Raw genomic sequence first — 24851 nt, forward strand, 5'->3', positions numbered from 1 at the left:
AGTATACCCGATATTGCCCCTAATTGATTGACCTCATAAAATAGTAGCTACACATAGACTCAAACCGCTTGGTTTTAGCAGCAGAATTAGATACTTTCCTTGGTAATCCTAAACCTCATGTTTCGCTTTAATACAATATCAGCTACCGATCTGGCATCTTTACGCCAGCAATGTTATCAGTCGCTTACAGCTCCCCTGGATGGGATGTGGGATAGCCTGATCCATAAGGCGGTGGTCAAAGGTATTTTTTATCAGGATGACTGCATCGGATATCTGTGTCACGATCAGGCATTTACACTTATCAACTTTTTTGTGCTTGATGACTGGTTGAACCGCAGGGCAGAAATCTTCTCTCAACTGCTGAAAGAACAAGCTTTCCCCCAAGCTTACGTTAGCACTAACCATCCGGCTTTTCTGACCGCATGTATGGAGTTTGCCAAACGTGTCTCAGTGTATTATTACCTATTTGAAGACCGGCAGGACCAGCAATTCCAGCCTATGCTTTCGCCCGCATTTATAGAAGCTGAATTTGTACAGGCAAAATACAAGGATACAGAGAAGGTGGTTAGTTTTTGTCAGCAAACGACTTCGGCAGACAAAGCCTGGCTGAACAGCTACATTCAGGAGTGGACGGATAAAGACGGAATGTACTACCTGCAACTGAAGGGCGAAATTCTAGGGACCTGCGAAATAAGAAAAAGTGATACGCAGCCTGGTTATGCGGATTTAGGAGCCATAGTGTCGGCCAAATATCGCGAGCAAGGCTTAGGTACTTATCTGATGCTCAAAGGGAAAGCCATTTGTTATGAAAGAGGATTAAAACCCATTTGCTCATGTCGGTATGATAATGCCGGATCCAGAAGGATGATCGGGAATGCGGGATTTATCAATAAAAACCTGATGTTAAAAGTAAATTTTCTGATCTGAGCTTATAGCTTCTCCACAAAAAAAAGCGGCTGAGTTAAGGCCGCTTGCAAACAATAAAATAATACGATTGAGTAGTTAGGTTGTGCGTGTAGTAGTTCTCAATAATTATGTGCCTTAATTATTTTTATGTTCGCTGGTTACAAATTTGATAAAGTTATCAGTAAAAGTCTTACAGTTTTTTGTCAATTGTTAACATTATTTTGACATAAAAAAATACTGTTCCTGAATGAATGAAATAAGAAAATAAAAAAGGGCCAACAACAAATTTATCATTTGTCATTAGCCCCGTTGAAGCTTAAAAAATTGGATTAATGTCTTTTCACTTCCCATGACCCTTATTACTACCCAATGGTTGTCTTCGCTGGTAAAAATATTCCTGTAAGAATATAACATTTTGATTATCAGATAAATAAAAATCATAACCTTTTGCACTTTTATCAAAGTGCTAACCAGCAAATACCTTAGTTTGAGCTTCACAACACTGCTTTTTGGGGTACGTACCCATTTGGATGCTTCCACTCAGCGCCAGGCAATTTAGAAGCAGGGGTTCGTTGAAAAGACTTATTCCCCAGTTCAGGGCTTAGTAGCCATATTCTGCTTAGCACTTTGCAGGGTTCCGGTTGGGGTTGCCAAACGCAGACGATCAGCGAAGCCATTCAGGAAAGTACCTTTCGGATTGAAGCGAAGCATCACCCTTTGCCACTGGTCAAACCTGGGGTACCATTGACAAATCAATCCGGGCTGCCCATCCAGACGGTTAGTGATTTTACCCCAGTGCGGCTTACCGCCCATTTTCAGGTTCAGGTCCTGATAGGCGTTGAGAATTAGCCTTGACTTACGCTGTTTCACCAAAGCAGGATTACCGATGTAGCAGGCATCCATCTGATATTCCGGGGCGATAAACGCATCCGAGGCTTTGACAAAACGAATGGTCGGCGAAGAACTGGGATAAACACCTACATGCTTTACCAGTTCATCTACTTTGGCAAAAATAGCTTCCACCACCTGTATATACTCCTCGGGTTTATGTCGGTCGTAAGCAAACTCAGCACCATGCCCCTGGCTGGCAATGAATTCCAGTCCCTGAAAAAGTACTTTATACGATTTGTCTACATAAGTCTGATCCCTCACCGCTTTGATGGATTGGTTCAGTGAAGCCGGCACCAGTTTCGGCAGATAATTGACGATCAGTAAAGTCAGGTAATAGGTGATGGGTATGCTGCCCAGGATAAGGCTCAGCAGGTTACGACTCCTATCTCGTAACGTCCGGTATCTGGGCTTATCTACCTCAAAAGTGCGAGCAACCATACAACTGTGATTCCCACCCCTCTTATAAGGATTGACCACAATGAACAGACTCCTGATAGGACGCTTTACCTGCTTGCCTTCAAGCTTGATCGGATAATCATCAAAAACAGAACCATCCAAAAGTTGTTGTTTCAGCACAGACCACTGCATGACGTCCCGGTTTTCGTACAGCCAGTAGCGAGGACGCACTTCTATGATGTAAGAATGTACAATACCACTATAGCCCATACTGACGACAGCGCTGTAAAATACTTCATCGTCCTGTACCAAAGTAACTTCATCCTCCTGATGCTGTGTGACTGTAGTGATACCCTGAGAAGGCTCTATTCTATATAATTTCCCTTCAGCCGCTACCAGCAGTATGGAGCGCACCATCCCAGAAAGAGATTGTAAATTTCTTCCACCTCCATGCGTTCCCGTAGCAATGGCCCCGCTGATCGTCTGGTTGTCAATGGCTCCCATATTGATGAGCGCCAGTTTTTTCTTATCCAGTACACGGTTGAGTTTTTGGACAGTAATACCCGCCTCCACTTCTACCAGGGAATTGCCTTGAGTTTTTACTTTGTCATTTTCCAATACTTTCACCTTTTTGAGATAGCGCATATCCAGCAAGAAGCCATCGGGCATAGCTACATCTGAGTAAGAGTGACCAGCCCCTACCGCGCGTATTCTGAAGCCTTCCCGCTCTGCTTCCCGTACAGCATCCTGTACATCTTTCAAATTTTCGGGAAGAAGATATTTGTAGGGAAAAACCTCATGGCGATTGATTTTATTCTTCCATCGGCGGTGACGAAATTCTTTCATATCAGGCTGGGGCTGGTAGTTAGGCTTAATTTACAAAAATTTAGGCTTAGGTAAATATTCATCAGACATTACAGGCAGAGGTATCCCGACTTTCAGTCTGTCAGACAAAAATGGAGTTCATCACAGCAGTAAGGAAATACAGAAGTATCAGCCTGCCCCCATAAAATGAAGCGTAGGCAAGTACTAAGGTTGGGTCTTGCGATAAAGCAAGTATGAATGGATAATGGGGAAAAATATCAATACTAATGTAGTAGCAGCAAACAAAATATAGTATGCTGTATTGCCCAGCCGAAATACAAATAACAGCAGAACGAGTGAACAGGATACCCAGAGTTTGGAAGCTACTCTGTGTACCTGACGCCAGACTTCAGGGCTTTCCAAGGTCCAGGGCGTACGGATTCCGGCAAAGTAGTTGGGCGGAAATTTTGACATCATATTGCCCAGTACAAGATATAGCGCAATAATACAAAGCTTCGCAATCAGAATGATGTCAAGTGCGTAGCCTGTAGCCTTGAGTACCACACTTCCCATCACTACGGCTAAAAAAGCCATGACGATCATACGAACAAGGCGCAATGGCTTGATAAGACGTTTGCTTTGCGGCTTTGGATCTATATAGGGCACTACCGAAAGTATCGCATAGGTAAATAAATTTATGGCTATCAGAAATATCAAGAAAGAAGTTTTATCCTGATAGCCATTAGCCTCTCCGTTCAGGCCCCAATGTGTAGCAAATCGCTCAGGGAGCTGATTCCATAAGGATAATGTTAATACAAGCGGAAGCAGTAGAAATAATAAGGCAAGCCAATCTTTACGTAAAAACTCACCCAGTTTTAATTCTTTCATAAAGGTTTTCTTTTTTGTTCAGATTTGTTTTTAGGCTGATTCAGATCCATCAGCCAGCTTATGACTTCATCTAATACAGTGGTATTCAGCGAGTAGTAGATATACTGCCCCTGCTTGCTGGCAAAAACCAGGTCAGCATTTTTCAATAAGTCAAGATGATAAGAAATACTGGGCTTGCTGATATGAAAAGCTTCTGAGATTTGGCCGGCTGTCAGGTCTTTATCTTTCAACATCTCCAGTATTTGCCTTCGGGTAGGGTCGCCCATCGCTTTAAAGAATCCTTTCATATAGATATTTAGTTAACTATCTAAATATACTTATTCTTCATTGGGAAAGGAAATGAAACCTAAGGATTTTTTGCTCTGAATACGCAAAGTCAATAAAATAATATTCTTTATATTAATAATTTTTTAGAATTTAATTTCATTTATTAAACACTTTGCTATTATTTTGCTGAATAAATATGAATTACACAATATGAAAGCTAAAGCTTTACTACCTTCAAACCTAATCATCCTTTGGGCTTCTCTTTGTTTGTTGGGTTGCTCCGCAGACTCACAAAGCACACAGGATGAAAAACTTATTACTACAGAGGTACTTTTGGAAGAAGGCACCAATATGGCAGTTGCTCTTTCTCCCGATAGCACTACCCTTGCCTTAGATTTACAAGGGACCATCTGGGTAATGCCTGTATCAGGAGGTAAAGCCCGACCCATCACCGATGGCATGGGAGATTGTCATGAGCCTGCCTGGTCACCGGATGGGACTAAACTCACCTTCCATTCTTACAAAAGTGGCTACTATCACATCTGGAGCATTCAAAAAGATGGAAGCCAGCTCAAGCAGATTACGTATGGACAATTTGACGACCGGGAGCCTCACTGGTCGCCAGATGGGCAGCATATCATTTTTTCTTCCGATAGAAATGGTAATTACGACATCTGGAAAGTTCATCTCGGCTCAGGCAAACTACAAGCTCTAACAGATGATGCTGCTAACGAATACCACCCTGCTTATGCTCCTGATGGCTCTGCTGTCGCTTTCGTTTCTGAAAACAAGGAGCAAGCAGGTATCTACCTGATGGATGCTGATGGCTCAAACCCAGCACTTAGTGCTGCTTCAGAAAACAGTTTGGCATCTCCTTCCTGGAGTCCTGATCAGCAGCACCTGATTTTTACTGCATATGATGGTAAAAACAGCCAGTTAGTTTACCATACCCTTAACAGCACAGATACTTCAAAGGTCCTTACTGCCGATGAAGACATTTTTCCTTTCCGTACTGCCTGGCTTTCTGAGCAGGAGATTCTCTACACTGCTGATGGTAAGATTAAAAAACGCATCATCGGACAGGAAGGCTTTAGCACCATACCCATGGAGGCTACGGTTACACTCCAGCGTTATGCCTACGACAGAAAAACTTACAACTTCAGCGATACTACTGCCAGACCAAGCCTGGGCATTATGGGACCGGTCATTTCTCCTGATGGGCAAACTGTAGCTTTCACCGCCCTGGGTGATATCTGGCTCAAGCCTTTGGCAGGTGAAGCAAAACCGATGACAAACGATAAATTTGTGGACATTAATCCCACTTGGTCACCTGATGGAGATAAAGTCGCTTATTTGTCTGACCGGGATGGCAATATGGATTTATGGGTACACACGCTTAGCAGTGGTCAAACTGAAAAACTGGTGGACCTGGAAGAAGATTTGGGTTTTCCTGCCTGGTCGCCGGATGGTGCCAGGATCGCTTACTTTGCCCGTGATACTCGTAATGTATGGGGCAGTGGTGAGTTGCAAATTGTAACTGTAAGCACAGAAAAAATCAATGCACTGGAAGACACATACTTCGTCCCCAGTAAGCCCGCATGGTCACCTGATAGTAAAACACTTGCGATCATGGTGCTGCAGGCTGCTTCTACCCGCTACCGTGAAGGTTTGAGCCAGATCATGCTGATTACTACCGAAGGTGAAGTGCTGGACTATGTTTCACCAGAAGAAGGCCGTACACCAGCCATCCGTAATGTCAATGGCCCTGCCTGGTCACCGGACGGAAAACATATGGCCTACATCCAGGATGGTTTGCTCTGGATACTCCCGGTAGACGAACAAGGTATGCCCAGCGGTGCTCCTGAAGCACTTAGTCAGGAGTTAGCTTCAGCCCCCAGCTGGACAAAAAATGGAGAAAAAATACTGTATCTGGCTACGGACACACTTAAGTTGATAGACATTGAAACGAAAGAGATACAACCCATACCTTTAGCTCTGTACTGGAAAAATGAAGTGGCCGATGCGCAGTTTGTGGTACATGCCGGCAAGCTTTTCAATGGGGTGGATTCTACGTATCAGGAGAATGTGGATATTATCGTGGAAGGGAACCGCATCAAAGAAATTACTGCTCACCAGGAGAGTTATAATATTCCGGTGATTGATGCTTCGGATAAGACCATCATCCCCGGACTATTCGAAATGCATACGCATCAACACGCTACAGTTGGAGAGAAACTAGGCAGAATATGGCTCTCTTATGGGATCACCAATGTACGGGAGCCGGGCGCTGACCCTTATGATGCTTTGGAACGAAAAGAAGCCTGGGCCAGTGGGAAACGGCCCGGTCCCCGTGAATTTTTTACGGGAGGGCTTACCGATGGCAGCCGTATTTATTATGGACTGGCCAACAGTGTCATCCATGGAGCACATATGGAACTTGAATTAGAACGTGCTGACAGATTAGGCTACGACCTCATCAAAACTTATGTGCGTATGCCTGATTCAATTCAGCAGATCATCACAGAAGCAGCGCATGAAATGGGCATCCCGGTCTCCTCACACGAAATCTACCCGGCTATGCGCTACAATGTAGATGCGGTAGAACATATCAGGGGGACCAGCCGCCGGGGTTATTCTATGAAACAGTCCAACCTCAAAGCTACCTATGATGACGTTATCCAATTGCTTGCCAAATCCCAGATGAACATAACACCTACCATTGGTTTGCAGGGAGGCTTCTATGTGCTGGCCGAAAAAAACCCCGGCATATATGCTAACCGTCAGCTCAATGCACTCTATCCCGAGCAATATGTGTTGGGTTTAAGATCAAATGTTCAGAGAATTAACAAGATATATCCTGCTTACCTGGAAAACTTTGAGGCTATCCAGAAAGGTGTCTATGACATAGTGAAGGCAGGTGGAAAAGTGGCAGCAGGTACTGACTCGCCCTTCATTCCTTACGGTACCAGTTTGCATGTGGAGATGCAGCTCTTTGTGGATGGCGGGCTGACGCCCATGCAGGCACTACAGACTGCCACGATTAGAGCTGCCGAAGCTATAGGAGTAGCCCGGGACCTGGGAAGCATAGAGGCAGGAAAGGTCGCTGACTTTGTAATTGTAGAAGGTGATCCGCTTACTAATATTGAAGACGCCTGGAATGTGGTAAGTACCTTTAAAGGAGGTACTCGCTATGACATTGATGAATTATTGGAAAAACCAACACTATGAGTTTGCAAAAAGACAGAAGAAAGTGGTTGAAGACCAGCCTTTCAGCATCAGTAGGGGCAAGCCTTTCCCCTTCCCTACTTACCAAAGCAAAATCAGTCAATGCTAACTTTGGTGCTAAACCCACCGCTATTGTGGCTGGAGGCGGCGCAATGGGAAGCTGGACTGCCTATTTTTTGCACAAAAATGGCTACGAAGTCAGCTTATGTGACCCCTGGGGAGCCGGGAACCCACGTGCCAGCTCAGGAGGGGAAAGCAGGCTAATTCGCTACCTGTACGGAGAAAACGAAGTCTACTTTCGCATGGCAATGCGAGCGATGAAACTCTGGAAACAGGAAGAGGTTCAGCTTGGTAAAAAGCTGCTCCACCAAACGGGCATGCTCATTTTCTGCGAAATGCCTCATTATGAGTACGCTGAAATATCTCGCCCCTTTTATGAGAAGGAAGGTTTTGTGCTGGAAAAGATTCCTGCCTCGGAACTCAAAAAGGCATACCCTTTTCTCAATACCGAAGAGCTCAATCATGCCATTTACGATCCTGATGCAGGTTATGTACTCGCTAAAGAAAGTTGCCGGGCCCTCAGCAATTTTATTGTGCAGGAAGGAGGAAAATCTGTTTTATCTACCGCTACTCCCACGAATTTTCAGAACGGGAAATTACAGGGCGTCCGCCTTTCTGACGGAAGCATCAAGCAGGCTGACACTTATGTTTTTGCCAATGGCCCATGGTTGAAGTATAGTTTCCCGGAACTTCTCTCAGAAAAGCTACAGATTACGCGTCAGCCGGTATTTTTCTTCGGTGCGCCAGCAGATTTTGCCCAAAAGTTAGATAAACCTTTTCCTGTGTGGATGAATCGTGATACCGCTAATCAGGAAAGATCCTATGGGGTATATGAGTTGTCTTCCGGTACTTTCAAGTTTGCTTATACCCAACTGGAAGAACAGGAAATAAACCCCAGCCTAGATGACAGACTTGTGCGTGATGATGAAATTGCGCACGCTCGCTACCTCATGGAGAAGCGCTTCGCTTTCATGAAAGACGCTCCTCTGATAGACGCCAAAGTTTGTCAGCATAGTAACACGCCGGATAAAAATTTTATACTAGATCATCATCCAGAAGCCAATAACCTGTGGATATTGGGAGGAGGCTCAGGACACGGGTTTAAGCATGGTCCGGTGATTGGTGAGCTTAGTAGTCAAAGTATACTTCAGCAAAAAAGTATTGAACCTGCTTTTTCTCTATCACGCTTACCTACGCTGGAAAGTTTCACTTCAGCACATAAGTAATTTTGAAAAAACAAGTATTTCTGATATCATTATTTGATATTATTTTGTTTTACAGAATTAAATATTAAAAATAAGATATATATCAATACCTTATATTGATTTTGCCTAAGTAATCCTTTAGGTTTGTCGCGCATAAACTTCTGCATTGTAGCAGTAGAAATTCAAACTACCTAACCTGACAAGTAAAGCATTGTCCAGCCTGTTCATAGCTGCAAAAATCAAAACTCCCTAATTTTTCACATTTCACACTTAAACCCTAATTCACTATGCAAGGAAACTCTACGCATTTTGGCAATCGCCGATGGCTCATTGGATGGATTGCTGTTCTTTTTATTTTATGCAATGCCACGACGGTTTGGGCTCAATCCAAAACCATCAGCGGGAAAGTGACTTCTACTGAAGAAGGAGAGGCACTACCGGGTGTAAACGTAGTGGTAAAAGGTACCACAAATGGTACGATCACTAACGTAGATGGCAGTTATTCTCTTTCCATTGAACCAGATGCTGAAACCCTGGTTTTTTCGTTTATCGGATTGATAAGCCAGGAAGTAGCCATTGGCAATAAATCCGTAGTAGATGTTCAGATGTCTTCTGACACCAAGCAGCTTTCAGAAGTGGTAGTCACCGCACTGGGCTTCGAGGAAGATGCTGACAACAGCGGAGTAGCCTTCTCAAAAGTAGAAGGAGAGTCACTGGTAAAATCAGGGGAAAGCACGCTGATCAATGGTTTATCGGGCAAAGCTGCCGGGGTACAAATATCCCGTTCCAGCGGTGACCCGGGAGCAGGTACTTACATTCAGATTCGTGGACAAAACACGATCACCGGTGAGACGCAACCCCTCATTGTGATTGACGGAATCCCGATGAGCAATACCAATGGTGCTCCTAATGCTGATAAAGCCAACAGCGGCGAGAATACCGGAGGGGTAAGACAGCAGTCTCGCCTTAATGACATCAACCCTGCAGATATTGCTTCTATGCAGATTCTGAAAGGAGCATCTGCCGCAGCCCTCTGGGGTTCTCGTGCTGCCAATGGTGTGATTCTGATCACTACCAAAAAAGGCCGTGATGATGGCAAAGTAGATATCTCTTTCCGCTCTACCTTGTCATTGGATAAGGTGAATGTGCTTCATCCCTTGCAGAACAAATTCGGTCAGGGTGAAGGCGGTATCTACAGCCCCACATCTTCCCGTTCATTTGGTGACAAAATCTCTGAGCGTAGCGGTGGTGCTGATGTCCAGATCACCGATCCCGCAGCGGCAGGGTACTCAGGATTCTTTGAAGCTCCTGATGGTACTCGTTACTATGCCATACCTGCCGGCACTCCCGAAAATCCATCCGGAGGAAAGAACTCCACAGAAACTTTCAATAGCGTAAGAGAAGATCAGGTATTCCAGACCGGTTATTACCTGGACAATTACCTTAGCATCAGTGGAGGCAATGAGAACAGCAGGTTCTTCTTAAGTCTGGGTGACTTAAACCAGGAAGGCATTTATGTTGGAGTAAGTGATTATCGCCGTAGTACAATCCGCCTCAATGCCGACCGTAAGTTTGGAGACATCCTTAAAGTGTCTGGGAATGCGACTTACGCGCGTACTACATCAAACCGAATACAAACCGGCTCAAACGTAAACGGGCTCTACCTGGGTATGTTAAGGGCAGCACCTGATTTTAATGGCACTGACTATATCGGAGACTATTACTCTTCTCCTGAAGCTGCCCCGGTGCCTAACAGCCAGCGATCATATCGCCGTTACCTGGGCAATGGTAATCCTATTTATAATAATCCGCTGTGGACGATCAAAGAGCTACAAAACTCAACGCTGGTCAACCGCTTGATTATGAACAGTGAAGTTACGCTAAAACCCTTACAGTGGTTTGAGCTAATCGCCAGAGGTGGTGTGGATACTTATGATGATGTCAGAAAAACATACTTCCCCGTTAGTTCAGCCGGTTCCAACTATAATGGTAATTACCGGGAAGAGCTTTTCAAAGAAACACAGCTCAACTTTGACGTTATTGCTCGTTTCGACGCGATGCTCACTTCCAATATCAGCAGCAGTTATCTGGTAGGTTGGAACATTAACGACCGTACCTATACCCGCCTGGGAGGTGAAATGCAGAACTTCCTGATTCCCGGTGGACCAAGTGATTTCTCCAATGCAGTGGGAGCCAATCGTTTCCCTGATGATACCGAGACGATCATCCGCAGTACCAGAACATACGGTACGGCTAACTTCGGGTTCTACGACCAGTTGTTCCTGAATATGACCGGGGCTTTTGAGTCAGCTTCTTCTTTCGGGGCCGATAATATGACATTCTTCTACCCTTCTGTAGATTTTGCCTGGCAGTTTACCGAATTACCCTTGATGCAAAACATAGGCTTTTTGAGCTTCGGTAAGTTAAGAGGGGGATACGGAGAAGTAGGTGTTCAGCCTGACCCTCACCGTACCGGTACGGACTTTATCGCAGTAGATGATGAGTTCGGAAGCTGGGGTTCGCTCCTATCCGGTGTAGGCTATGGCAACGGCGCTTTTGTGCAGAGCAATCAGCAGGGTGACCCTGACCTGAAGCCTGAGATCAAAACAGAGTGGGAAATCGGAACGGACTTACGTTTCTTTAACGATCGCCTTACTGCCGGATTCACTTATTATGAAAACGAGATCAATGACCTATTACTGGAAGTATCAGTAGCACCTTCCATAGGGTTTACAGAAAGATATACGAACGCCGGTAGTATGGAGAATAAAGGGTGGGAAGCCGACTTGAGCTTAACCCTCTTCAGCAATAATGACTGGAATGTAAGCCTTTACGGTAATGCTAACCGAAACATCAACCGCGTAACCAGCCTTGGCTCCAGCGAAGGGGATGTCATTACGCTGGGGGGCTTCAGCACCTTGACCAGTTCAGTAGCAGCAGTAGGTTATCCGCTATCTTCACTATTTGGCGGTCAGTATGCCCGAAATACTGATGGTTCCCTTGATCTTACCGAAGACGGCTTCCCTAAGGTTGCTCCGGACTTTGGCATTATCGGAGATCCTAACCCTGACTGGCGTGGAGGCTTCGGTACTGCCATCTCCTGGAAAGGCTTCTCATTAGATGTATTGTTTGAAATATTCCAGGGCTCCAATTTTGCCCCTAACACCAAATCTGTACTTTATAACTTTGGTGTCCATGAAGATACCGGAAACGAAATCATTGTTCCTGATGGTGGTTTGGTCAATTATGCGGGCAACACGATTCCTGAAGGCACTTTAGTAAGAGGAAATATACGTGATTTCGGAGGAGGTCCGGTAATACTGGATGAAAGCTGGTATACTACCTTGGGTCAGGGTTTTAGTAATTTGCAGGAGCAGTTTATCGTAGATGGAAGCTGGACCCGACTACGTCAGCTCTCTTTATCTTACCGTCTGAACACCCCGGGTTTCAGAGAAGCCACTAAACTGAAAGGCGTAGAGTTTTCTTTTACCGGCAGAAACCTGCTGCTCTGGACGGAGGTCGTAGGGATTGACCCTGAAACCTCACTGGATGGGGCTACCAACGCACGGGGGCAAGACTACTTCAATAATCCCGGCACCCAATCTTATGTCTTCTCTATCAAAATTGACTACTAACTATGAAAAAAATTGCGATATATCTTTTCTTGATTTGCTTCAGCTTCGCCTGCGAAAGCGTGGTTGAAGGCCTAAATGATGATCCTAATAATCCTTCAGATGCTCCTGCAGAGCTAATCTTTACGGGGGTTCAGATCGCCAACGCAACTACCCATGAAGGACTCACTGCCCGCCTTGCGGCCATGTGGAGTAGCCAGATCAAAGGGGTAGACCGGCAGTGGGGCGACTTTCAGGCGTACAATGTGGGAGGCTCAAATTTCTCCAACATGTGGGATAATGTATACTATGGCACTTTGCGTAACTCTCGCCTGGTTTTAGACAAAGTAGAGCCCCAGGGCTTAAGGGTCTTTGCTGGTATGACCAAAGTAACGCAGGCTCACTGCATAGGCAATGCTACTGCGCTCTGGGGCGATGTCCCTTTCAGCCAGGCAGCCCTGATAGAAGAGTTTGAAACCCCGCTTTTTGACCCTCAGTCAGATATCTATGCTGAGCTGCAAGCCCTGCTCGATGAAGCGATTGCCGACCTGGAAAGCGGGATTGGGATCCCCGGAAGCGGCACTGATATTTTCTATGATGCCTCCCCCAGTCTGTGGATAGAAGCTGCCTATACCCTAAAAGCACGCTTCTACATGGATACCAAGCAATATGATCTGGCTGCCCAGGCTGCTGAAAATGGGATCAGTACTTTTGCCAATTCCATGTATATGCCTCATGGTACTACCAATGACGTAGATATCAATATGTACTGGGACTTTCTTGGCCCTTCCCGCGGAGGGGATATCGCTGCTGAAGACGATCAGGGAGCTGCTTATCTGGTTGAGCTGCTCAATCCTGAAAGTACTGGCTATCGTGGTCACGCCAAAACGGATGAAAGTGCCCGCTTTAATTATTACTACGTATTGGCAGAAAACGCTCGTAACACGCCTGGTAAAACTGAGCCGAACACTTTCTCAACAGCCCTGGGCGATACCGTTAATGGCTTCTTTGCACAGGATGCCTCTTTTCCTCTGATTACTTATCAGGAGAACTTACTTACTTTGGCTGAAACCGCTGTACGTAACGGAAGCTTTGATGAAGGCCTTGCTCACCTCAATGAATATAGAGCATTCCTGAATAGTGGAGGATATATTGATCCCACATATCAGGAGAGTTTCACCTTCTCATATATGCCATTTACAGCAGCAGATTTTGCCAGTGGAGGTATTGAAAACCCGGATGGGCTTTCAGATAGTGATGCGCTCCTGAAAGAGATTGTAGAAGAAAGGTATGTAACATTCTACGGTCAAACTATTGCCTGGAATGATGAACGTCGCACCAGAGGATCGGTAACGGAAATTCCTATTAGTCCTAATATTGGCAATGAGCTTCCCTGGAGATTTATTTACTCGCAGGATGAGATCAATGGCAACCCTAATGTTCCTAAGCCTGTACCTGGCGCTTTCGTAAACATGAGCATATACGAATAGCAAAAGAAAGCGTAGAACTTATACAGCCCCGGAACTAACCGGGGCTTTTTTTTACTTTGTACTGCTTAAAGATACATTCGGAAGACTTTACTAATACTTTTCCTTGAACCTACTAATTAAAGTCCTTCTATTTCAGAATAAAGTACTGAAACCTCTGCTTTATTTTTTGATTCCTACTGTTAATTTGTATTATTATAACGATTTATGTTGAAAGATTTAAAAAAGCTTTACCGGTTTCGGTACTGCTTTTTTTTATTCACCATTTTTCCGCAAGTATTATTTCACCTCAGCTATCTGCATGTTCGCTTCCTCAATGGCAAATAATTCCGCTGGAACGAAAACTTTTTTATTGTCTAATTTCAGTATTTTGATTAATCTTAATCGCTGATGCTCAGCATTAAATCACTTATATTTTATTTACTCAACTATGGGAATCGTTAAAGAATTTAAAGCATTTGCCATGAAGGGCAACATCATTGACCTGGCCGTAGCGGTCGTCATTGGCGCTGCTTTTGGTAAGATCGTTTCCTCTTTTGTCAATGATATCCTTATGCCTCCAATCGGCCTGTTGCTGGGCGGCGTTGATTTTACCAACCTGGCTATCGTGCTCAAAGCAGGTACCGAAGGCGTAGATCCTGTCACGCTCAATTATGGTATGTTCCTTCAGACCGTGACTGACTTTCTGATCATTGCGGTTAGTGTATTTATGGTGATCAAAGTTTACCAGAGGATGCAAAAAAAGAAGGAAGCAGTTCCAACACCGCCGCCACCTCCTACTTTGCAGGAATCTTTACTCATAGAGATAAGAGATTTGCTCAAAGAGGAACGCAATAAGCCTATCCCTCCTCTGGTATAAGTATATCATGATGCCCTCTATATAAAATTAGAGGGCCATCTTTAAATTGCCTGCCTGCTGATACAAGCCGATAACAATCTTGCTCTATTTACCATCATGCTTTTTGCTGCGGCTCTGGGCATGCTAGGTGAACGCCGCAGGTGATTTGGTAAAATTTCCGGCATTATTGTCACCATTTTCTTTACCATTCTGCTGGTGATGCTACTTGCTTCACGTTTGCTGAACATTAGCCTGGAAGCACTACCCTTCGCCTCCGTTGCCAACGTAGGAGGTAATGCTACTTCTGCTCCTATGGCTACCACCTTTGGACTAAGAAAAAGCCATTACTCCCGCTGTGCTGATGGGGACTTCAGGCAATGTCATTGGCACTTTTGTAGGCATCGGGATTGGCCTGCCCCTTCGCTAAGCCCTTTGTTCAGATGAGCATAAAGCGTAAATTTCACCTAAAGTCTTGTGCTTATGAAAGCTGATGAACGCTTTACCAACAGAGTAGAGAACTACCATCTTTACCGTCCTACTTATGCTGATAAATTGCTGAAAGATCTGGAAAATCTTAAAAACCCATCCGGAGTAAACAGAATTGCTGAGATTGGATCAGGTACCGGAATACTAAGTAAGCAACTACTACAAGCAGAATGGGGAGTGACAGGTATTGAGCCTAATGATGCCATGCGTACAGTGGCAGAAGCGAAGCTTAAGCAGTTTCCTGATTTCTACAGTATCAAAGGCTCCGCTGAAACGACTACTTTAGCTGCTGACAGCATCGGTATAGTATTGGCAGCCCAGGCATTTCACTGGTTTGACCCGGAGGCTGCCCGGAAAGAATTTATGCGTATCCTCAGAGCAAAGGGTAAAGTGGTGCTGGTATGGAATATTCGGCAGCATTCCACAGAATTTCTGAAAGCTTATGAAGATTTTCTACATCGCTACTCTACAGATTACCAATTGGTGGATCATCAGCGTTTTGACTGGAAAGGAGTAGCATATTTTTTCAGGAATCAATATCAGCGTAAGGAAGCTCCTAATTCGCAACTCATGGACTGGCAGCATCTCTGGGGCTACTATAAGTCCTGCTCCTATGCCTTAACACAAGAGCATACTGATTTTGATCAAAGTAAAACAGCACTGCATAAAATCTTTGATAAGTATGCCCGGCGAGGACATGTTGATATGTTTTTCCACACCATCTGGTACAAAGGGAGCTTATCTTAGCGCTCCATCTTCAACAAAACCTATTGTATATCAGCAGATTTCGTAACAGAATCATAGTTTTTGCTAAAAATTATATCGGATACCCCCACCCCCTTGCAAACGTAAAAACAGAGGATCATCAAGTAGTTCTACGAACAATGTGATATCTGCAAATAAGGATAAGGGTACATCATGAAAGGTATAATCCAAGCCCGCTGTAAAATCAGCGCCAAAATCCACGTCGGTTACAGATTCCCAACGATCTCTCCTGTCATTATTGCGCCAGTAACGATAGCGGTAATCTACGGTAGTAGAATGCAGTTGCCCTCCTAAACCTACATACCAGGCTAAGTCATCATTTCCATCAATAGGAATTTGCTTAAACGACAGATAATGTAGCTGTAAGCTTACTGCAGAACGAAAGCGACTATCCAGATAAACGTAACTTTCAAAATATTTATCGTTATCAAACTCTCTTCTAGCACTAAAGTTCCCCATTCCGCTGCGGCCTATACTAAGTTCAAGCGCTCTGCTTCCCAAAAACCTTTTTACAGTAAGTCCTGTTGGATCGCCTACTCTCAGGCCTATTCCCCACTGATAAGCAGTGTGAGGTGTATTAAGTTGCTGAACAGCTTTATGCTCTTCAACCGGCTCCGTATGCATGGCCAATAGCTGTGCCTGTAGTCGAAACCCGATCACTAAAAATATCATAACACTGAATACTTTTTTCATCTCTTGCTATATTTAGTATAATATAAGTCACCCAAAAATAGACTCTTCTGAAATAGTAATTAATGGTTAAAAAGATAGAATATTACATAATCACCAGACCGTAGTTTACTTGATCACTTCTCACCTCTTAGCATGATAACTATGGATGCGGTAGACACATTTATTCAGGAAAAACAAGGACAGCAAAAACTTATTCTGCGACATCTTCACAACCTGCTGACCGATAATCCGGGTGTAAGTCCGAAGCTCAGATTTAAGATCCCTTTTTACTACCGGAAGAGTTGGATTTGTTACCTGAACCCGGTGAAAAATGAAGGTATTGAGCTTGTTTTTCTCAGGGCTAATGAGTTATCTAATGAGCAGGGGCTATTAGAAAGCAGAGGACGTAAGCAGGTCAAAGGGGTTATTTTTTATAAGCTTAACGAAATCCCGGAACAGGCAATACATGAGGTCGTGCAGGAAGCCCTCTTGCTGGATGAAAGTATACCTTACTCTTCAAAAAGGAAGAAGTTCCGCTAACTACTATCCCAAGGTGTGTCAAATGCTCAACTTACGATAAGGGTCAAACTGATAATACTTAGGCCGGGAGTCCAGGCGAATGTGCAGCCAGTATACTCCCAAGCCAGAAGTACTCATCCAAAGTAGCTTTTGACTTACTTTTTCTTCTACTAATTTAACTCAAGTTGCGAATTAAAAGGTTAAATGAAGCATAGTCTGCCAAAAGATTGTTAAAGTGAAGTTACCACACTTTACCTAACAATTACATGACAGACTATACTATTGCAATATATTGTTTTATGGACGATTATTTAAAAATCAGCCAACCCAACATAGACATTCGTCGCAAAGTAAGTGATGCGGAGATATTAACTACTGCCCTGCTCTCAGCCCAGTACTTTTATGGCAACCAGCACACTACTTGTCAATACATGCAGCAACATCATGGGATGGCCAAAATAGACAAGTCTAACTTTAATCGCCATCTGCATCGCCTATCAAATACTTTAATCAGGATCTTTTTAGCATTGGGGGAGAGTCTCAAGCAACTCAACACTGCAAGTCGCTACTTAATAGATTCGTTCCCAGTAGCTGTTTGTAAAAACATTCGTATTGGGAGGTGCAAGCTACTAAAACATGAATCTTATCGGGGATACAATGCCTCCAAACGACAGTATTTCTATGGTTTTAAGGTACAGGTAGTTACCACCGCCGATGGTATACCAGTGGATTATTTGATCACGGCTGGTTCTATTCACGACAATACAGCTTTACAAGCTATGTCCCTATCCTTACCTCAAGGTAGTGAACTTTATGCTGACAGTGCTTATACGCATTATGAGTTGGAAGACCTTTATGAAGAATGCGATCAGGTGCGCCTATTGGTAGAGCGAAAATCTAACTCAAAAAGGCAGGATAACGCAGCTATGCGTTTTTTAAAAAAGCATTACAGAAAGCGTATTGAAACCTGATTCAGCCAAGTTACTGCTCGCTTTCCCGGAAAAATCCATGCAGTTACCCCACAGGGGTTCTTGCTCAAGGTCGTTCTCTTCCTATTTGCTTTTACTTTTAACAAAACATTATCCACAACTTAAATTAATTTACCTAAACGCTCCCAAAGCGCCCTTTGCTGTTTCGTATCCGCATGGCGCACAAAGGTGGCCAGATGAGGGTAGTGATGTGCTGTACTTTCCGGAACAGGAACCAGCAGATGCGCATCTCTCCCCAGATTGCAGAAATCACATACGGGCTGATCAGTATGGGAAAAGTATTGCCTAAATGCTTCTGTATCAGGTTCTACTTTAGAAAGCTGAAGGCTATTTACCAGTACAAACTCAAAGGGGCGTAAGATCGACGATTTTGTAAGTGGAGGACACTCCCAAAAAAATGCTGAAAAAGGGGCTTCTGCCAGTATTGAGCTAAAGAAATCACAAAATGCAATACTCTCCTGCCAAAGACGAAGCACATTAGAAAATGTAAGTTGATGGTCACGCTCTGACAAATAATACTTAAATACCTTTCCTTTTTGTAAAGTTTCCGACGTAGCCTTCCACATTATAGATTGGTTTTTTCAGGATAAAATTAGAAATTAAAAACAAGCTTTCAGAAATTGCTGTCATTATCAAATCATCTTCGTATTTCATGAAAATTGCCTATATACTTTTCAATGGTATCACCTGGCTTGACTTTTTTGGTGTATATGATCCCTTGACTCGTTTGCAGTCTTTAAAATTTATCCCAAAACTTCAGTGGGACCTTTGCTCATTTACTGAAAAGGTTTCCGATAACTTTGGTTTGCAGGTAGTGCCTACTAAAATCAGGGAGTCACTGTCTACCTATGATGCTCTCATCGTTCCCGGCGGTTTTGGCACCCGTCCTTTACGTTTTGACAAGCCTTTTCTTGACTGGATTCGTACTGCTGAGCCGGTAAAACAGAAGATATCCGTCTGTACCGGAAGTCTGGTGCTGGGCGCAGCCGGTTTTTTGATCAACCGCAAGGCTACCACTAACTTTCAGGAGTATGAAACCCTAAAGCCTTACTGTAAAGAGGTCGTAGCAGAACGAATTGTAGAAGATCAAAACATCATTACTGCCGGAGCGGTTTCTTCGTCCTTAGACTTGGGTTTATACCTTTGTGAGAAATGGTCAGGAAAAGAAGCGGCAGCTCAGGTAAGAAAGCGAATGGCATACCGTGGCTAAGAAAGCAACGCCAGATTTGTTTGTAGAACGACCATGAGCCAGCCGTACAGTCGTTCTACTTAAACCGCAATGTGATACGATTAATCGTTCAGGTAGCCGCGTTCCAGCATCCACTCTTCACAAAGCCCCGGCCAACTGGAGAAAGCCGTACCGGGCGCGCCCATCCCAAGTCCGTGTCTGCCTTTTTCAAAAATATGCATCTCAACCGGGATGTTTCTCTTCTTCAGTTCCAGATAAAAGTAGATGCTGTTTTCTGGAGGAACCGACTGATCTTCAGTAGTATGTACTAAAAAAGCAGGAGGTGTATCGTCTGTAACCTGTAACTCATTAGAAAGCAGACGCACCGTGGCGGGGTCAGCATCTTCTCCCAGCAATGAGACACGTGAACCACTATGTTGATAATCTTCAGTGAAAGAAATCACCGGATATAGTAAAACCATAAAATCTGGGCGACTGCTTTCCTGATCAACGGGGTCCGAAGCCCCTTCCATACCTGCATCAAAGTGAGTACCCAGAGTAGATGCCATATGACCTCCTGCGGAGAAGCCCAGCACGCCAATACGCTCTTCATCTATATTCCAGTCTGCAGCATTTGCCCTCACCGTTCGTATGGCTCGCTTGCCATCGTTCATCGGGATAGGATGCTTATAGCCGTTACGTCCCAGGCGATAAGTCAAAATATAGGCAGACACCCCAAAGCTATTAAGCCAGCGGGCAATTTGGTGTCCTTCATGATCCATGGCCAACATATTATATCCGCCTCCCGGACATACAACCACTGCAGCACCAGTAGCTATATTTTCGGGGGCAGGGTAGCGAATCAGCATGGGTTGGTCTTTTTCTTCCTGTCCCATAGCACCAGGGGCGCCTTCCGGCCAGAGAAACAGACTATCTACAGCTTCCTGAGCCCGTATTACTGGCGTGCTCAATAAACAGAAAAAAATGAGTAGCAAAGATTTGTTCAGGTGCATGCTTAGTTTATTTTGAGAATTAAAATTGATCATAGACAATCCGTCTGCTAAAATTGGCGGGAAATATTTATTCGTTTTCTTTTTCTACGGTGAAGTCCATCGGTAAGCCTAGTTCCTCATAGAGTTTCTTACGGGCGGCCATATCAATATTCTTTTCCTCACGAGCAGCGTCGGCGACCTCTAATGCACGCGCTCTGGGTACTACAATGACCCCATCTCCATCGGCTACGATCACATCGCCGGGATGAATATATACACTCCCTACTACGACAGGCTCATTATATGACTCCAGTTCATTACGACCCGGGCGGATGCCTCTGCCCCGCTTAAAATAATCCATGTACACCGGAATGCCCTGCTTGATGATTTCATCGGTATCCCGTACTCCCCCGGCAGATACGATACCTACTGCGCCCTTACTTTTCCAGATCATACTATTATTTGATCCGGTGGTACCGGTATCACCATCATCAGCATTATCAATGACAATGATATCTCCCGGACGGATGTCTTCAATAAAGGGCTCCGCAGAAAGATGGGTGTACCACTGGTCTCTAAAATTTTTGTACTCTTCCCGAGATACCTCTCCTAAAGATTGCATACGATTAGTGGGCACATAACGCACTGTAAAAGCGATCCCCACCATTTGATGTTCAAAATTTTCTATGTCTTTCCAGAGGGGAGAAATTTCAGGAGCCATAAGGCCCACATCCATCAGTCCAAGCATGTCCATGCCATCAGAAACATCAGCTACCCTAAGGCCTTCATAAAGTTTGATAAGTTGCTCATTGGTAAGCGCTGGCTGTGGCTGGGCCTGCAATGTACCCACGCTAAAAAAGACTAGCAGAATTAAATTACATACAAAGGTTTTCATAGGTTGTCGTATATTAATGAATTACAGAATATTGGATTCGTAATATGCTGTGTAGTCTTGGTCAACTCATTCTTCAGGAGCTTAGACTAAGCTGTACAACTTATGTATAAATTTAATAACCAACAATCGTTTGCTGGCTTCATATCCCTGATGTTTTGTCCTCCTTCAGCTTTGTTTCTGTTTTCTACTCAGGGGAAACCTGCTTTGTAAAGGAAACTTCTTCAGTCTACTGTTTTTTGGTTAGCAGAGTGAATTTGCCAGGCAGCATACCTGAATTGATAGGAATATAGTCCGGAGGTTAAGATTAAGAATTGATACGATCTGTTTTTATCATTCTGCCTGCAGATAATAAAAAACCAGAAAAACTTAGGGGTGTAACAAAAAAAGAACAGGAGAGCAAATAACTTACTCCCCTGTGAATGCCAACTGCTGGTCAATCATTTGGTAGGTATCAATTCCAGTGAAAACGCCAACATTATTACTAGTAAACCAATCCAACTCATATTTTTACATTTATATCTATAACTATACAAATGTAATAAAATAATTAAAATAATACAATTTATTTATTTTATATTAAAATTTTTATTTTCTCTTAGCTCCTGAACTTATTAAGTTACAAGATATTTCATATCAAGTTTAGCAGTTTCATGAGGCGGTTAATGATTATCATCAAAACGCAGCAGAAGGCATTCAAATGGCTGAATTCAAGTGTCATTCAAACTGAGTATATTTTACTATTTTTTTTAAGCAGGGGCTAAGCTACATAACTTTTACAGCCTGGTTCTGCTTATATACATGCACGGATAAAAGCATACTTGAAATACAAAAACAAGTGTAATATCAGACCAGCCGCTTTATCCCTGTATATAATAATTTTCTTTTACTTTAATTTATTGGATATATGTCAGCGTATCAGAGTTTCAAGAAGACCGGTTTCAAAACGAAAATCAAGATTGTTGCAAAGCATGGTATCTTTATAGAAAGTCGTCAGGCTTATGGTTGTACTATTCGGCTCTTCGCCATTCAGGATTTTTATATAGAGATATGGAGTTGTTGGCTTTTTCCCTGGCGTAATATTGTCAACATTCGCACTTTTAAAAAGAGCACTAATCTGACCCCATACCTCAACCGCATAGATATAAGGGCACTTTTATCTCGGGGGAGTTTACATAGCTGATGAAATTTTGATTCCTAAATACACGGGGCGTTTCAGGATACCGAGGTAGTAATTCTAAGGGAAGTTTCTTTCTTCACTTCCTCCTTTTAAGCCTACATGACATTCGGTTCTTTTATTTGCTTTTTCAGTCCTGTAATAAAAAAACAAAGTGTATCGAGCAATGTTAGAGAATGTATGCTTGCCTATTTTGCTGTAAGATGCGTTAGGCAATCATAAGTCAAAACATTTTTTATCCTATAATCTATAATTCAAAATGTCTGTCATCCATCTGAGCAATGTTGTAGTAATTACCGGAGCATCGGGAGGCGTAGGAAGAGCTACTGCTCGTGAGTTTGCAAGAAAAGGCTATAAAGTTGCGCTACTGGCCCGCGGTAAAGAGGGACTTGAAGGAGCCAGCAAAGATGTGGAAGCTTTGGGGGGAAAAGCACTTGCTATTCAGCTTGATCTGGCTAATGCCGAGGAAGTAGAAGGAGCGGCCGAACGCATTGAAGAAGAACTTGGTCCGATCAGTATCTGGGTCAACAATGCTATGAATTCCGTTTTTTCTCCTGTAAAGGAAATGAAAGCTGAAGAGTACAAACGGGTTACTGAAGTCACGTACCTTGGTCAAGTATACGGAACACTGGCAGCATATAAACGAATGCGCAAGCGCAACAGTGGCTCTATCATATTGGTAGGTTCAGCCCTGGCTTTTAGAGGCATCCCCCTGCAATCTGCATACTGTGCCTCAAAACATGCCATCCAGGGATTTTTTGATTCTTTCCGTTCCGAACTTATCCATGATGAAAGTAACATAAATGTATCTATGATACAGCTTCCTGCTATGAACACTACACAGTTTGCCTGGGTAAAATCTCGTCTACCTATGAAAGGTAAACCTATGGGCAAAATTTACCAGCCTGAGGTAGCAGCTCGTGCTATTTTTTATGCTGCACATCATCAGCAGAGAAGTATTTATGTAGGTTCTGCTACTGCTCAAACCATAGTGGGTAATAAATTTTTTCCGGGTCTCCTAGACCACTATCTGGCAAAGGTTGGCTATACAGGACAGCAGACAGATGAAGCAGAGGAGCCAGGTCGTCCACATAACTTATGGGAGCCTATCAAGGAAGATCGCGGATCTCATGGTAGTTTTGACAGTGAGGCTACTGATTATAGCCTTGAACTACAGGCTACTACTACCCAACGGAATACTACGCTAGCAGTACTTGCCACCGGATTACTGGCAGCCATTACTTTGCTCTGGGTAAAGAAAAACTAAGGTTTTAACTTTATAATGTTTTCTTGTCGGCTGAGCTTAATGATGCACTGTTCTGTCTGATACTTTCGGTACTCACAGGCAAAGTCTTTCATAAGCCTTTGAATCAACAGTTGATACGTTTATGCCTGTTAGGCTTTGCAATTCCTCCTGATATCACAGCTCTCTTGTTTACTCAAGAATAATATAAGTTTATTCCTATTTCTCTTCTGAAAGCAGGATTGCTGCCTGACATAAACAGCCTAACAGGCAAGATTTTCATATATCTGCAGGCGAGATCATGCTCTCTTTTTAAGAGACATGCTTACCGTAGAATATTATTGCGATAACTTTGCATTAGAATTAATCTTTCATAATTTTCCGAGCTTGATTTTCAGAACAAAATGCATAATAACCCCTGCATTAATCTTTTTTTATTTGCTTATTGTATCAAACGCTCATATTCAAAAAATATAATTTTTGAATAAATTTTTTATTATGAAATCACAAGGTTAATTTGTGACCAAAATCATAATTTTACTAGGTTTTAGTTAAATCCTCTAAATTTATTTCATTCTAAAATGAAATCTTTATCCTTTTTTCTTTTATTGCTACTTACCATTGTCTCCTGTATACCTAACAAACAAGTAGTTTACTTTCCCAATCCCGAATTCAGCACTGAGGTTTCTACAGAGATACATAACCCAAGACAAATCTATCGCCTTCAACCCAGAGATGTATTGTCTGTAAGGATTCTGACTCTTGATTCAGAATCTGCGGCTTATTTTAATATTCAACCAAATACTGGATTTATGAACCTAAATCCAGCGGGCTTTTATCTCAACGGATATTCTATCGATGAAGAAGGTAACATTTTTTTACCTGAAGTTGGGCCAGTTAATGTCCTTGATTTAACGCTCAATGAAGCACAATCCGTCATCGCCGATGCCATAGGTGAATATCTAAGTACGGCAACAGTAATCGTTAAACTTACCAGCTTCAAAATTACTGTACTTGGAGAGGTGAATAATCCAGGTTATTACTATGTATATAACGACCAGGCTAATTTACTTGAAGGGCTTGGCTTGGCAAGTGATCTTACTGAATTCGGTAATCGTGAAAATATTACGCTCATTCGTCAAACAGAAGATGGATCTGAAGTAGTGTTGCTTAACCTTAAAGATCCAGACATATTATCTTCCAAATACTACTTCCTTCAGCCAAATGATGTGATTTATGTCCAACCTCTAAAAGCCAAGAATACGCGCAGCAACTTAAGTACCTTCACGATTCTAAGCGTACTCTTTGGAGCCATTTCCAGCACCATACTTTTGCTTAGATATGTAAATGATTAAGCAGATAGTAGTTTT

19 protein-coding genes and 2 pseudogenes are annotated in these 24851 nt (G+C 43.3%); 13 read left to right on the forward strand and 8 right to left on the reverse strand.

The features are described from left to right. Positions 1 to 117 precede the first annotated feature (117 nt). Positions 118 to 927, forward strand: a complete 810-nt coding sequence (locus tag OKW21_RS23730) for a GNAT family N-acetyltransferase (RefSeq protein ID WP_277484300.1) — start codon at positions 118 to 120, stop codon at positions 925 to 927. A gap of 573 nt (positions 928 to 1500) precedes the next feature. Here OKW21_RS23730 and OKW21_RS23735 read toward each other — a convergent pair. The 3 genes from OKW21_RS23735 to OKW21_RS23745 form a co-directional block, all read right to left on the reverse strand. Further along, the gene (locus OKW21_RS23735; RefSeq protein ID WP_277484302.1) at positions 1501 to 3039 is read right to left on the reverse strand and encodes an FAD-binding protein; all 1539 of its coding nucleotides are present in this window, start codon (positions 3037 to 3039) and stop codon (positions 1501 to 1503) included. 183 nt (positions 3040 to 3222) lie between these two features. Beyond that, on the reverse strand, positions 3223 to 3885 hold the full coding sequence (locus OKW21_RS23740; RefSeq protein ID WP_277484304.1) for an SdpI family protein: 663 nt from the start codon (positions 3883 to 3885) through the stop codon (positions 3223 to 3225). Then, on the reverse strand, positions 3882 to 4172 hold the full coding sequence (locus OKW21_RS23745; protein ID WP_277484308.1) for an autorepressor SdpR family transcription factor: 291 nt from the start codon (positions 4170 to 4172) through the stop codon (positions 3882 to 3884). Before OKW21_RS23745 ends, OKW21_RS23740 begins: the two co-directional genes overlap by 4 nt. 190 nt (positions 4173 to 4362) lie before the next feature. Between OKW21_RS23745 and OKW21_RS23750 the strand changes: the two genes are divergently transcribed. From OKW21_RS23750 to OKW21_RS23780, 7 genes are all read left to right on the forward strand, one after another. After that, positions 4363 to 7380 (forward strand): LpqB family beta-propeller domain-containing protein, encoded by a 3018-nt coding sequence (locus OKW21_RS23750; RefSeq protein ID WP_277484309.1) that lies wholly within the window; start codon positions 4363 to 4365, stop codon positions 7378 to 7380. Beyond that, complete coding sequence (locus tag OKW21_RS23755; RefSeq protein ID WP_277484312.1) at positions 7377 to 8663, forward strand: FAD-dependent oxidoreductase; 1287 nt, start codon at positions 7377 to 7379, stop codon at positions 8661 to 8663. The genes OKW21_RS23750 and OKW21_RS23755 overlap by 4 nt, the downstream gene beginning before the upstream one ends. Before the next feature lie 266 nt (positions 8664 to 8929). Continuing rightward, positions 8930 to 12277, forward strand: a complete 3348-nt coding sequence (locus OKW21_RS23760) for a SusC/RagA family TonB-linked outer membrane protein (RefSeq protein ID WP_277484313.1) — start codon at positions 8930 to 8932, stop codon at positions 12275 to 12277. A 2-nt stretch (positions 12278 to 12279) separates the two neighbouring features. Beyond that, the gene (locus OKW21_RS23765) at positions 12280 to 13743 is read left to right on the forward strand and encodes a SusD/RagB family nutrient-binding outer membrane lipoprotein (protein ID WP_277484315.1); all 1464 of its coding nucleotides are present in this window, start codon (positions 12280 to 12282) and stop codon (positions 13741 to 13743) included. Positions 13744 to 14170: 427 nt separating this feature from the next. Continuing rightward, positions 14171 to 14599 carry a large-conductance mechanosensitive channel protein MscL gene (mscL, locus tag OKW21_RS23770; protein WP_277484317.1) on the forward strand — a complete coding sequence of 143 codons (429 nt, stop codon included), beginning with the start codon at positions 14171 to 14173 and terminating at the stop codon, positions 14597 to 14599. A 186-nt stretch (positions 14600 to 14785) separates the two neighbouring features. Continuing rightward, the gene (locus OKW21_RS23775) at positions 14786 to 15022 is read left to right on the forward strand and encodes a DUF819 family protein (RefSeq protein WP_277487773.1); all 237 of its coding nucleotides are present in this window, start codon (positions 14786 to 14788) and stop codon (positions 15020 to 15022) included. A 36-nt stretch (positions 15023 to 15058) separates the two neighbouring features. Further along, complete coding sequence (locus OKW21_RS23780) at positions 15059 to 15811, forward strand: class I SAM-dependent methyltransferase (protein ID WP_277484319.1); 753 nt, start codon at positions 15059 to 15061, stop codon at positions 15809 to 15811. Between the two features lie 63 nt (positions 15812 to 15874). Here the strand turns inward: OKW21_RS23780 and OKW21_RS23785 are convergent, their stop codons facing one another. After that, complete coding sequence (locus OKW21_RS23785; RefSeq protein ID WP_277484321.1) at positions 15875 to 16522, reverse strand: hypothetical protein; 648 nt, start codon at positions 16520 to 16522, stop codon at positions 15875 to 15877. A 132-nt stretch (positions 16523 to 16654) separates the two neighbouring features. Here OKW21_RS23785 and OKW21_RS23790 point away from each other — a divergent pair, with 132 nt between their 5' ends. Continuing rightward, positions 16655 to 17041 (forward strand): DUF1801 domain-containing protein, encoded by a 387-nt coding sequence (locus tag OKW21_RS23790; protein WP_277484322.1) that lies wholly within the window; start codon positions 16655 to 16657, stop codon positions 17039 to 17041. An 18-nt stretch (positions 17042 to 17059) separates the two neighbouring features. Here the strand turns inward: OKW21_RS23790 and OKW21_RS32815 are convergent. Next, a pseudogene (locus OKW21_RS32815) lies at positions 17060 to 17179 on the reverse strand (DUF6940 family protein); the annotation flags it as partial. A gap of 107 nt (positions 17180 to 17286) precedes the next feature. Between OKW21_RS32815 and OKW21_RS23795 the strand changes: the two are divergent. Then, a pseudogene (locus tag OKW21_RS23795) lies at positions 17287 to 18114 on the forward strand (IS982 family transposase). Here the strand turns inward: OKW21_RS23795 and OKW21_RS23800 are convergent. After that, positions 18111 to 18575, reverse strand: a complete 465-nt coding sequence (locus OKW21_RS23800; protein WP_277484327.1) for a DUF6940 family protein — start codon at positions 18573 to 18575, stop codon at positions 18111 to 18113. The pseudogene OKW21_RS23795 and the gene OKW21_RS23800 sit on opposite strands and share 4 nt — an antisense overlap. 86 nt (positions 18576 to 18661) lie before the next feature. On the opposite strand from OKW21_RS23800, the gene OKW21_RS23805 reads away from it, so the two are divergent. Continuing rightward, complete coding sequence (locus OKW21_RS23805) at positions 18662 to 19219, forward strand: DJ-1/PfpI family protein (RefSeq protein ID WP_277484329.1); 558 nt, start codon at positions 18662 to 18664, stop codon at positions 19217 to 19219. A gap of 80 nt (positions 19220 to 19299) precedes the next feature. Here OKW21_RS23805 and OKW21_RS23810 read toward each other — a convergent pair whose 3' ends face one another. Together OKW21_RS23810 and OKW21_RS23815 are read right to left on the reverse strand one after the other, a co-directional pair. Next, complete coding sequence (locus tag OKW21_RS23810; protein WP_277484331.1) at positions 19300 to 20190, reverse strand: alpha/beta hydrolase; 891 nt, start codon at positions 20188 to 20190, stop codon at positions 19300 to 19302. 67 nt (positions 20191 to 20257) lie between these two features. Continuing rightward, a complete protein-coding gene (locus OKW21_RS23815) occupies positions 20258 to 21064 on the reverse strand; it encodes an RraA family protein (RefSeq protein ID WP_277484333.1) in 807 nt (268 codons plus the stop codon). A 1433-nt stretch (positions 21065 to 22497) separates the two neighbouring features. Here OKW21_RS23815 and OKW21_RS23820 point away from each other — a divergent pair. Both OKW21_RS23820 and OKW21_RS23825 read left to right on the forward strand, forming a co-directional pair. Then, positions 22498 to 23505, forward strand: coding sequence for an SDR family oxidoreductase (locus OKW21_RS23820; RefSeq protein ID WP_277484335.1), 1008 nt, complete (start codon positions 22498 to 22500; stop codon positions 23503 to 23505). Between the two features lie 557 nt (positions 23506 to 24062). Continuing rightward, entirely contained in the window at positions 24063 to 24836 is a 774-nt protein-coding gene (locus tag OKW21_RS23825) for a polysaccharide biosynthesis/export family protein (protein WP_277484338.1), read from the forward strand. Positions 24837 to 24851: the final 15 nt, after the last annotated feature.

The organism is Catalinimonas alkaloidigena, from assembly GCF_029504655.1.
In the GTDB taxonomy this organism is placed as follows: Bacteria; Bacteroidota; Bacteroidia; order Cytophagales; family Cyclobacteriaceae; genus Catalinimonas; species Catalinimonas alkaloidigena.

Excerpts from the sequence above, each read along its gene's own strand:
- OKW21_RS23730 (WP_277484300.1), top strand. The coding sequence starts at position 118 with ATGTTTCGCTTTAATACAATATCAGCTACCGATCTGGCATCTTTACGC.
- OKW21_RS23735 (WP_277484302.1), bottom strand. The coding sequence starts at position 3,039 with ATGAAAGAATTTCGTCACCGCCGATGGAAGAATAAAATCAATCGCCAT.
- OKW21_RS23740 (WP_277484304.1), bottom strand. The coding sequence starts at position 3,885 with ATGAAAGAATTAAAACTGGGTGAGTTTTTACGTAAAGATTGGCTTGCC.
- OKW21_RS23745 (WP_277484308.1), bottom strand. The coding sequence starts at position 4,172 with ATGAAAGGATTCTTTAAAGCGATGGGCGACCCTACCCGAAGGCAAATA.
- OKW21_RS23750 (WP_277484309.1), top strand. The coding sequence starts at position 4,363 with ATGAAAGCTAAAGCTTTACTACCTTCAAACCTAATCATCCTTTGGGCT.
- OKW21_RS23755 (WP_277484312.1), top strand. The coding sequence starts at position 7,377 with ATGAGTTTGCAAAAAGACAGAAGAAAGTGGTTGAAGACCAGCCTTTCA.
- OKW21_RS23760 (WP_277484313.1), top strand. The coding sequence starts at position 8,930 with ATGCAAGGAAACTCTACGCATTTTGGCAATCGCCGATGGCTCATTGGA.
- OKW21_RS23765 (WP_277484315.1), top strand. The coding sequence starts at position 12,280 with ATGAAAAAAATTGCGATATATCTTTTCTTGATTTGCTTCAGCTTCGCC.
- mscL (WP_277484317.1), top strand. The coding sequence starts at position 14,171 with ATGGGAATCGTTAAAGAATTTAAAGCATTTGCCATGAAGGGCAACATC.
- OKW21_RS23780 (WP_277484319.1), top strand. The coding sequence starts at position 15,059 with ATGAAAGCTGATGAACGCTTTACCAACAGAGTAGAGAACTACCATCTT.
- OKW21_RS23785 (WP_277484321.1), bottom strand. The coding sequence starts at position 16,522 with ATGAAAAAAGTATTCAGTGTTATGATATTTTTAGTGATCGGGTTTCGA.
- OKW21_RS23790 (WP_277484322.1), top strand. The coding sequence starts at position 16,655 with ATGATAACTATGGATGCGGTAGACACATTTATTCAGGAAAAACAAGGA.
- OKW21_RS23800 (WP_277484327.1), bottom strand. The coding sequence starts at position 18,575 with ATGTGGAAGGCTACGTCGGAAACTTTACAAAAAGGAAAGGTATTTAAG.
- OKW21_RS23805 (WP_277484329.1), top strand. The coding sequence starts at position 18,662 with ATGAAAATTGCCTATATACTTTTCAATGGTATCACCTGGCTTGACTTT.
- OKW21_RS23810 (WP_277484331.1), bottom strand. The coding sequence starts at position 20,190 with ATGCACCTGAACAAATCTTTGCTACTCATTTTTTTCTGTTTATTGAGC.
- OKW21_RS23815 (WP_277484333.1), bottom strand. The coding sequence starts at position 21,064 with ATGAAAACCTTTGTATGTAATTTAATTCTGCTAGTCTTTTTTAGCGTG.
- OKW21_RS23820 (WP_277484335.1), top strand. The coding sequence starts at position 22,498 with ATGTCTGTCATCCATCTGAGCAATGTTGTAGTAATTACCGGAGCATCG.
- OKW21_RS23825 (WP_277484338.1), top strand. The coding sequence starts at position 24,063 with ATGAAATCTTTATCCTTTTTTCTTTTATTGCTACTTACCATTGTCTCC.